Source organism: Synechococcus sp. R55.7, from assembly GCF_047461955.1.
Classification (GTDB): domain Bacteria; phylum Cyanobacteriota; class Cyanobacteriia; order Thermostichales; family Thermostichaceae; genus Thermostichus.
In genome coordinates this window covers 5,828-14,567 of the sequence record NZ_JANSIC010000036.1, presented here as the reverse complement: position 1 = coordinate 14,567, position 8,740 = coordinate 5,828, and the positions used below count along the sequence as shown (strand labels likewise).

Sequence of the window (8,740 nt, the reverse complement as noted above, 5' to 3'; positions counted from 1 at the left end):
ACCTAGACAAGGGCAGGGATCCGAGATCCTCCCAAGGCCTCCACCAATGCCCGCACTTGAGCCACCATGGCCACTTCATCCTGGAGCCGGCTGACAGCTTTGCCCACCCCTACACCTGAAGCGCCGGCAGCAATGGCCAAGCGCACTGTTACCGTCGAGAGGCCGGAAGCGCAGATAACCGGTACCGAGACGACACGGCTAATTTCATAGGCGGCGGCCAGGGTGGGGGCAGCCTTCTCGATCAGGCCCAGGGATCCCCCGTGAACCGGCTCGGCACTGGTGCTGCCCTCGGTTTGGATGAGATCGGCTCCCAGATCCTCCAGTTTCTCGGCCAATTCTGCCTGTTGATTCAGAGGCAGAGTGTGGGGAACGGTTACCGACAAGAGCGTGCGGGGCAGAAGAGAGCGGGTTCGGCGGGTAAGGTCTAGGACTTCCGCTGCGGAGAAGATGCGGCCTGAAGGGTAGAAGCTGTCGTAATTGCCGATCTCGGCCATGTCTGCTCCTGCCTGTACGGCTGCGGCCAACTGCTGCGGCTCCACCGCCGACACACAGATGGGCAGATCGATCTGGGCGCGTACCCGCTGCACCAATTCGGGGCTGGCAGCGATATCCACCCAAGTGGCCCCTCCCTGTTGGGCGGCGCGGGTGATGCTCAGAACCGACTGCAGGTCGAAGTTTTGTAGACCGCTGATGATCTTGAGGGCCCGACGTTGGGCCAGAGCGTCGAAAAGAGCAGCGTGAGAGGCAGTGGTCATAGGCTCGTCAGCTTGTGGAAAGGCAGTCTAAGAGGAGTGAAAACAAACGGCTGCTAAAGCTAGGCTTGGGGAAGCCTTTGCTCAGTCTAGAGGGTTTGCCTCAATCCCACAAGGGATCCCTCTTTACCCCATCATCCCAGTCCTTTTGGCTCACCACAATTCTTCAATAGATTCAATAGAATAGGGATCCCTTCTTGCAAGCCATCATGTATCGCTCTCCCTTCCCCTTCCTGGGCCTGCCTGAGCCGGATCCGGAGATGGCCCAAGCAATTCTCCTGCCCGTCCCCTACGAGGCCACCACCTCCTATGGCAAAGGCACCGCCAAAGGCCCTCAGGCGCTGTTGCAGGCTTCTGCCTATGTGGAGATCTACGACGAGGTACGGGATCGCCAGCCAGCTCTTCACCCCGACTTCTCGGAAGAGATCTCCCGCTACTGGACGGCCCCCCCGGTGGAGTTGGAAGGTCTGGGATCTTCCGCCCAGGAGCTGGCTATGGCCGAAATCCAGCGTCGCGCTGCCGAGTGGGTGAGACCGGGGCGGTTCCTGCTTTCCATTGGTGGGGAGCACTCCATCAGCGGGCCCCTGATTGCTGCCCACCTGGCCCATTATCCGGAGCTGCACGTCCTGCAAATCGATGCCCACTGCGACCTGAGAGATAGCTACGAGGGATCCCGCTATTCCCATGCTTCTGCCATGGCCCGCGTGGTGGAGCAAGTGGGCAGCCGCCTCACCCAAGTGGGGATCCGCTCCATCTGCGCCGAAGACCGCCAGACCATTCGCGAGCGCCGTCTGCACACCTTTTTTGCCCACAGCTTGCACACCAAGCCAGCCCAGGAGTGGATCCCAGAGGTGATCGCCACCTTGGGCCCCCAGGTTTACCTGACGGTGGATGTGGATGGGCTGGATCCCGCTGTGGTGCCGGCCACCGGTACCCCCGAACCCGGCGGCTTGGGCTGGTGGGAGACGGTGGAGCTGATCCGGGCGCTAGGACAGCAACGGCAAATTGTCGGCGCCGATGTGGTCGAGCTGTCGGTCACGGGGGAACGGGAAACCGATCGCCGCAGCGCCTTCACGGTCGCCAAACTGGCCTATCAGATCTTGGCTGCGGCCTTGGGTTAAGCTCAAGAAGAGCTTGGCCGGCCATCCCCGGGGCACCTGTTCGAGTTCTTTAGGTTTTTGGGTAACACACCTGTGAAATCGGCCCACCCCCGTCGTCCTGCTTTTGAACTTCCCGCTTTGTCCTGGATTCCCTTGGTGGGTGGGGCATTGCTGCTGATCCTCTTGGCCACCTTGCTGCAGTGCTTGGTGGTGGTGCCTGCCGGCACACGGGCCGTGGTGTTCAACTCCCTGACGGGGCTGAAGCCGCAGCCGCTGGGAGAAGGGCTGCACCTCCTGCTGCCGCTGGTGGAAACGCCTATCTTCTACGACGTGCGCACCCAAACCTACACCATGGCCTCCCAACGCTCCGAAAACCAGGGGGATGATGCGTTGAAAGTGCTCAGCGCCGACGGCCAGCAGATCTCCCTCGATGTCTCGGTGCGCTTTCGCTTGGATCCCGACCAAGTGGCCCACCTGCACCAGACCATTGGCCCTTCCTACGTGGACAAAGTGATTCGCCCAGAGGTGCGGACGGTGGTGCGCAATGAACTGGCTTTGCACCGCGCCATCGCCGTTTTCTCGGAAGAACGCGAGCAGATCCAGGAAAATGTGGAGCGGCAGCTCTCCAGCATTTTTGCTGAGAATGACCTGATCTTGCAAAACGTGCTGCTGCGCAATGTCCGCTTCTCCGACCAATTCCAAACGGCCATCGAGCAAAAGCAAATTGCCGAGCAAGAGAAAGAGCGGGAACGCTTCCTCGTGGAAAAAGCAGAGCTGGAAAAACAACGATTGGTGATCCTGGCAGAAGGAGAAGCCCAAGCCATTCGCCTCCAGGGGGAAGCCCTGAAGCAAAACCCAGAAGTGGTGCAGTTGGACTACGCGCGCAAACTGGCGCCCGGCACCCGCGTGATCATCTCCCGACCGGATCCCTGGCAGCGGTAGCGGACAGCCCGTTGGCTCTGGGTTCTGCAAAAATCTATCCCAGAGCATTGTTGCCAATTGGAACGAGAATGGGGATAGAGATCCCCGGCCTGCTGACCTGACGATGCCCCTTGACGAGCAGCTCATCCACAGCCGCATTCAGGCCATCCGAGCCCAGATCCCAGACCATGTGGAGATCATGGCAGTGAGCAAAGGCTACAGTGCCGACCACATCCGCGCCGCCTATCGGGCTGGGATCCGCCACTTTGGGGAGAGTCGAGTGCAAGAGGCCGCCGTCAAACAAGGGCAACTGCAAGATCTGACCGATATCGTCTGGCACTTGATCGGGCATCTGCAGACCAACAAAGTCAAACCGGCCCTCAAGCAATTTGCCTGGATTGACAGCGTCGATAGCTTGCGCCTGGCCAAGCTGATCAACCAAAAGGCTTGGGAGCTGCACCTCACCCCCAAGCTTTGCCTGCAGGTTAAATTGGCTCCGGATCCCAATAAGTTCGGCTGGCTCATCCCCGATCTGTTGCAGAGCCTCCCCGAACTGAACCAACTGCTGCAGGTGCAAATTGTGGGCCTGATGACCATTTTGCCTTTGGGCTTGAGCTCAGAGGCGGCCCTAGACCTGTTTCGCAAGCTGGCCGAACTGGCCGATTACATCCAGCGCAGCGGCTATGAACATCTGCAGGTGCACACCCTCTCCATGGGCATGTCCGACGATTACCTCCTGGCGGTGGCAGCAGGCTCTAACTTGATCCGGCTGGGGCGCGCTTTGTTTGCCGACGCCGAGCAGGAATAGATGTGACCTCTGTGAAGCCGTTAAATTGTGATTAAATTTTGTGTAAAGCCGCGAACTCCGGAGTCGCCCTGCGGGGTACCTTCGGGGCGAGAGTTCGGCTTGGCTCGATCAAAAGCGGGGGGATCCCGCCCAGGATTTGCCCTATTGGGGAAATTTTGGGGAAATTTGTAATCATTTGCGTTACTTCCGTTAACGTGGGCTCAATCCAGACGGGGAGCAGAGTTCAATCCTGCCAAACAACGGCTTGGCAAGTGAGATGACATCTTCACTTCTTCTGGGTAAACTCTAGTCGTCGAATCAATGGGGTTTTGTTAACCTACGTTAGCCCCCACCTGCTTCGGCAGCTTCCTGAGCAAACCCTGTCTCAGCCTATTGAAAGACTTTGACCGAGAATAAAAGGACGCCCCCTAGCTTGAGTGAGCCACTCAGGATCCAATCAAGAGCCTGAATCCTACGCTCGCCGTAAACCCATGACCTGTAGTGAGGATGTGCATATGAATGTCAATGGAATCTGGAGCAGGGTAAGAGATTTTGTGGGTCTGAATGATCCCGTGGACGGCCTGGAGGAGTACTCTGAAATGGAAGGGCAGGATGATTACCAACTGCTCTACGAGGGACGCCGTTCCCAACCGGCTGCTCCCCCCGAAGAGGAGGAAGTGAGTACCCTTCCGCGAGGGCGGCGGCAACGGGGAGTGGAAGCGGGGGAGGGCTCTGCCGGTCGAGAAGAGTCGCGGGGCCATCGGCGCAGTCAGCATCGGGATCGCTCAGCAGGGGGCAGTATGGGGAGCAACGTGATTGGATTACCGGGCGTAAACCCACCCACCAGTGAAGTGGTGGTGATGGAGCCGCGCAGCTTCGATGAGATGGCTCAGGTTATCCAGTACCTACGGGAGCGCAAGACGGTGATCATGAACTTGACCCTAATGGATCCCGCTGAGGCGCAGCGCTCTGTGGATTTCGTTGCCGGCGGCACCTACGCCATCGATGGCCACCAAGAGCGCATCGGAGAGAACATTTTTTTGTTCACCCCCAGCACGGTGATGGTTTCCACCCCCAGTAGCCAAGTGGTGCAGCCGCTGCAGCGCCCTTTGCAAAGCCCTACCCCCCTCTGGCCCAGCACCTATGAGCATCTGCAGGCAGTAGGTCAGCACTAGTTGCTATGGAGCGGCCACTGCTAAGTGTTATCGGGGGTGGAGCCATGGGATCCGCCCTGCTGCGGCGTTGGGTAGCTGTGGGAGTTTATCCTGCAGCTCAGATGGCTTTGCGGGAGCCCGATCTGGACAAGGCTGTGGCCCTGCAGCAGGAGCTGGGTATCCGATTGTTGGCGGATCCATCCCAGGCGGGAGAGTCTGAGATTCTGTTTCTGGCCGTTAAACCGCAGCTCTTCCCGACAGTGGTGGCTGAGATGGGCCGGCTGTCCGCCACAGAGCTGGTGATCTCGATTATGGCCGGGATCCCCTTGCAGCAGTTGCAGCAGGCTTTTCCCAAACAAAAGGTGGTGCGCACGATGCCCAACACGCCGGCGCTGGTGGGGGCGGGCATAACGGCCATCAGCTACGGGCCAGGGGTGACGCCTATGCAGGTGGAGCAGGTGGAGAAGCTGTTTCGCGCGGTGGGCGAGGTGGTGACGGTGGCCGAAAGCCAGATGGATGCGGTGACGGCACTTTCGGGTTCCGGGCCGGGGTATCTGGCGGTGATTCTGGAAGGGCTGATCGACGGAGGGGTACAGGTGGGGCTGCCGCGTCCCATTGCTACCCAGTTGGCCCTGCAGACCTTGGCGGGTACTGCTGCCCTCTTGCAGCAAGAAAATCTGCACCCTGCCGTTCTCAAAGACCGGGTCACCAGTCCAGGGGGGACGACCATTGCCGGGATCCAAGCCTTGGAGCAGGCGGGGGTGCGGGGAGCCCTGATGCAGGCAGTGCGAGCGGCCTACGAGCGCTCTTGCCAGTTACAGGGATCCTAGCGGGCCAGCAGCCCTTGCCACAGGGGGCGGGTGATCCAATTCCATCCCACCTTGAGCTGGTGTTCCAGTGTGGGCAGGCGCACCAGATAGGCAGTTCGCCGGGCCAAATAGCCCAGGGGGCCGGTCAGGGTGAGTCCGCCAAGGGCAGAAAGCACCGCCGTATCCACCCCCAGGCTGAGCATTTCCCCCAAGGAAAAGTAGCGAAAGGGCAAGAGAGGCCGCTCGCGGGTGAGCAAAGCCCACAGGTTCCAGGCGCAATAACCGGCCTGTTGAAAAGCCGCTTGGGCTGTGGCCGGCACCGGCTGTCCCTCCGCATCTACCACCGCCGCTGCATCTCCCAAGGCAAAGATCTCTGGGAAGGTGGGGGTTTGTAGGGTGGACAAAACCTGTAGCCGTCCCCGCTCCGTTTTGGGCAGATCCAAATTGGCAATCACCGCTGCCGGTCGGGTTCCGACAGTCCACAGCACAGCATCCACAAGATCTGTGGCGATCTCCTGGGTCTCCAGCCGTTGCAGCTGCAGATGGAAGGGAGGGGCGCCGTTCTCGCCAAGGGCCTCGATGCCCAAGACCTTGGTTTGCAACTCCACCTGCACCCGCCGTTGGGCCAGCGCCTCTTGGGCCGCCTCCCGGCTGGAGGGAGCAAAGCCGGACAAGATTTGGGATCCCAACTCGATGAGGCGGATCCGTCCCCGCCAGCCCAGCCGATCTGCCAATTTGCAGGCCAGTTCCACGCCACTGGCCCCTGCTCCTGCGATAGCCAGAGCCACAGGCTGAGCCGGATCCCGGTCTTCCAACGCCTTCAGGTGGGCGCGCAGCCGCTGAGCATCTGCCAGGGTGCGAAAGGGAAAAGCAAACTCCGCCGCTCCCGGAACGCTCTCCAGAGGGGTTTCTCCCCCCAGCGCCAGCACCAGCGCGTCGTACTCCAAGCTTTGCCCATCTTCCAGCTCCACGCGGCGGGCTTGAGGGTCGATAGCCCGGACGGATCCCCGGCGAAACTGCACCGATCCCGGGGGCAGCAGATCTTGAAAACGGGGGGCCACCTCCCAGTCTTCCATTTCTCCGGTGAGCAGCTCATAAAGCAGGGGGGCAAAGACGAACCGCTCCTGCCGATCGACCAAGGTGATCTGGGGTGGTTCTGGCCAGGGTTGCCGGCTCAGTTCCAAAGCTGTGTACAACCCGCCAAAGCCGCCCCCAAGAATGCAAATGCGATTCATGCTCGGATGGTTCACGTGACGTTATCAGACGTTATCAAAGTTGCGCGAAAGGCCCCGACTTAACAATCACACCCTGCTGATGCAGAAGGGGCAACGAGGGATGGCCCACCTTGGGCTTGAATTGATTTAAACTTTCCCGGCTAGACTTCTCCAGCGTAGTCTTTGTTGCCCCAGCTTTGCCAAGCCGGCACTTCTGACAGGGAAGCCCGTCGCTCGTCCAGCCAAGTTTGGAGAATTACCGCCGCCGACTGCTGATCGATTAAGCCCTTCTGGGCTTTGGCCGGGATCCCCGCCTCGCGCAGATCCCACTCCGCCTGCGCGGTGCTCAGGTATTCGTTGACGGTAACAATGGGAAGATCCACGGCCACCTGCAAAGCGCGCACGAACCGCTGGACTTTGCGGGCCTGGGATCCCACCGACCCATCCGCCAGAAGGGGGATCCCCACCACCACCACGGTGGCCTGGCGGCGGCGGATCCACTCCTGCACTTGGGCAATATCCTCTGAGAGGGAACGGCGCTGGATCACCCCCAGGCCAGTAGCCAGCAGCCCCAGCCGGTCGGAGCCGGCCACGCCAATGCGGCGGTTGCCTACATCCAGCCCCAGCGCTGAAAGGGGATCCCTTGTGGCAGAATAGTTCAGGCTTATCGACATCCTTGCTGATCTTTATGGCTGCCTGGCCCCCTTTGGGGCTTGCAGTTTCCGTTCCCCTATCCTCTCTCGATGACCCTGTTTGGAGCAACACTCGATGACCAGCGCTACCCTGTCTCTCCCGAAGCATGAAGTGAAAGATCTGAACCTCGCCCCCCTGGGCAAGCAACGGATCCAGTGGGCGGCGCGGGAGATGCCGGTGCTGGCCCAGATCCGGGAGCGCTTTGCTCAAGAAAAGCCCTTTGCCGGGCTGCGCTTGGTGGCCTGCTGCCACATTACGACCGAAACGGCCAACCTGGCCCTGGCTCTACAAGCAGGGGGGGCGGATAGCGTTCTCATTGCCAGCAATCCCCTTTCCACCCAAGACGATGTGGCCGCCAGCCTGGTGGCGGACCATGGCATTTCGGTGTTTGCCCTCAAAGGAGAAGATGTGGCCACCTACCGCCGCCATGTCCAGATTGCCCTAGATCACCGCCCCAACCTGATTATCGACGATGGCGGAGATGTGACGGCGGAGCTGGTGCAGCACCGTCAGGAGCAACTGTCGGAGCTCATCGGCACCACGGAAGAGACCACCACTGGCCTGGTGCGCCTTAGGGCCATGCTCAAGGCGGGGGTGCTCAGCTTCCCGGTGATGACCGTCAACGACGCCGAGACCAAACACCTGTTCGACAACCGCTACGGCACCGGCCAATCCACCCTGGACGGGATCCTGCGCTGTACCAACATCCTTCTGGCCGGGAAGACGGTGGTGGTGGCTGGCTACGGCTGGTGCGCCAAGGGAGTGGCCATGCGGGCCCGCGGCATGGGATCCCAGGTGATTGTCACGGAAGTCAACCCGGTGCGGGCTCTGGAGGCGGTGATGGACGGCTTCCGGGTGATGCCGATGGAAGAAGCCGCTGCTCTGGGGGACATCTTCATCACCGTCACCGGCAACAAGCACGTGATTCGCGGCGAGCACTTCGACCGCATGAAGGATGGGGCGATGGTCTGCAACGCCGGCCACTTTGACATTGAAATCGACCTGGTGGCGCTGCAGGAGCGGGCCGTCTCCCGACAGACGGTGCGCCCCTTTGTGGAAGAATACCGTCTGCAGTCGGGCAAGTCAGTGGTGGTGCTGGGGGAAGGCCGCCTGATTAACTTGGCTGCTGCCGAAGGGCACCCCGCCAGCGTCATGGACATGAGCTTTGCCAACCAGGCCCTGGCCTGCGAATACCTGGTGAAAAACCGGGGCCGCTTGGCCCCAGGGCTTCACCCCATTCCTCTCGAGGTGGACGAGGCCATCGCCCGCCTCAAGCTCAAGGCCATGGGGATCCAAATCGACAGCCTCAC

9 protein-coding genes are annotated in these 8,740 nt (G+C 60.7%); 6 read left to right on the top strand and 3 right to left on the bottom strand.

Annotation, left to right across the window (positions count from 1 at the left end; translation table 11 throughout):
- Positions 1-2: 2 nt before the first annotated feature.
- Positions 3-755 carry a DUF561 domain-containing protein gene (locus tag NW820_RS03305; RefSeq protein WP_011433343.1) on the bottom strand — a complete coding sequence of 251 codons (753 nt, stop codon included), beginning with the start codon at positions 753-755 and terminating at the stop codon, positions 3-5.
- A 194-nt stretch (positions 756-949) separates the two neighbouring features.
- On the opposite strand from NW820_RS03305, the gene speB reads away from it, so the two are divergent.
- The 5 genes from speB (at position 950) to proC (ending at position 5,544) form a co-directional block, all read left to right on the top strand.
- The gene (speB, locus tag NW820_RS03300) at positions 950-1,873 is read left to right on the top strand and encodes an agmatinase (RefSeq protein ID WP_414351076.1); all 924 of its coding nucleotides are present in this window, start codon (positions 950-952) and stop codon (positions 1,871-1,873) included.
- A 72-nt stretch (positions 1,874-1,945) separates the two neighbouring features.
- Positions 1,946-2,794 carry a prohibitin family protein gene (locus NW820_RS03295; RefSeq protein WP_011433345.1) on the top strand — a complete coding sequence of 283 codons (849 nt, stop codon included), beginning with the start codon at positions 1,946-1,948 and terminating at the stop codon, positions 2,792-2,794.
- A gap of 103 nt (positions 2,795-2,897) precedes the next feature.
- On the top strand, positions 2,898-3,581 hold the full coding sequence (locus NW820_RS03290; protein WP_414374881.1) for a YggS family pyridoxal phosphate-dependent enzyme: 684 nt from the start codon (positions 2,898-2,900) through the stop codon (positions 3,579-3,581).
- A gap of 578 nt (positions 3,582-4,159) precedes the next feature.
- Positions 4,160-4,735 (top strand): cell division protein SepF, encoded by a 576-nt coding sequence (locus NW820_RS03285; RefSeq protein ID WP_011433347.1) that lies wholly within the window; start codon positions 4,160-4,162, stop codon positions 4,733-4,735.
- A gap of 5 nt (positions 4,736-4,740) precedes the next feature.
- The gene (proC, locus tag NW820_RS03280; RefSeq protein WP_414406668.1) at positions 4,741-5,544 is read left to right on the top strand and encodes a pyrroline-5-carboxylate reductase; all 804 of its coding nucleotides are present in this window, start codon (positions 4,741-4,743) and stop codon (positions 5,542-5,544) included.
- On the opposite strand, the gene NW820_RS03275 is transcribed toward proC, so the two are convergent.
- Positions 5,541-6,758 (bottom strand): NAD(P)/FAD-dependent oxidoreductase, encoded by a 1,218-nt coding sequence (locus NW820_RS03275; RefSeq protein WP_414406667.1) that lies wholly within the window; start codon positions 6,756-6,758, stop codon positions 5,541-5,543. The genes proC and NW820_RS03275 overlap by 4 nt on opposite strands.
- A 140-nt stretch (positions 6,759-6,898) precedes the next feature.
- On the bottom strand, positions 6,899-7,411 hold the full coding sequence (ruvX, locus tag NW820_RS03270) for a Holliday junction resolvase RuvX (RefSeq protein ID WP_011433350.1): 513 nt from the start codon (positions 7,409-7,411) through the stop codon (positions 6,899-6,901).
- A gap of 94 nt (positions 7,412-7,505) precedes the next feature.
- On the opposite strand from ruvX, the gene ahcY reads away from it, so the two are divergent.
- Positions 7,506-8,740: adenosylhomocysteinase (gene ahcY, locus NW820_RS03265; RefSeq protein WP_414406666.1), on the top strand; the 1,235-nt coding region annotated here is incomplete at its 3' end.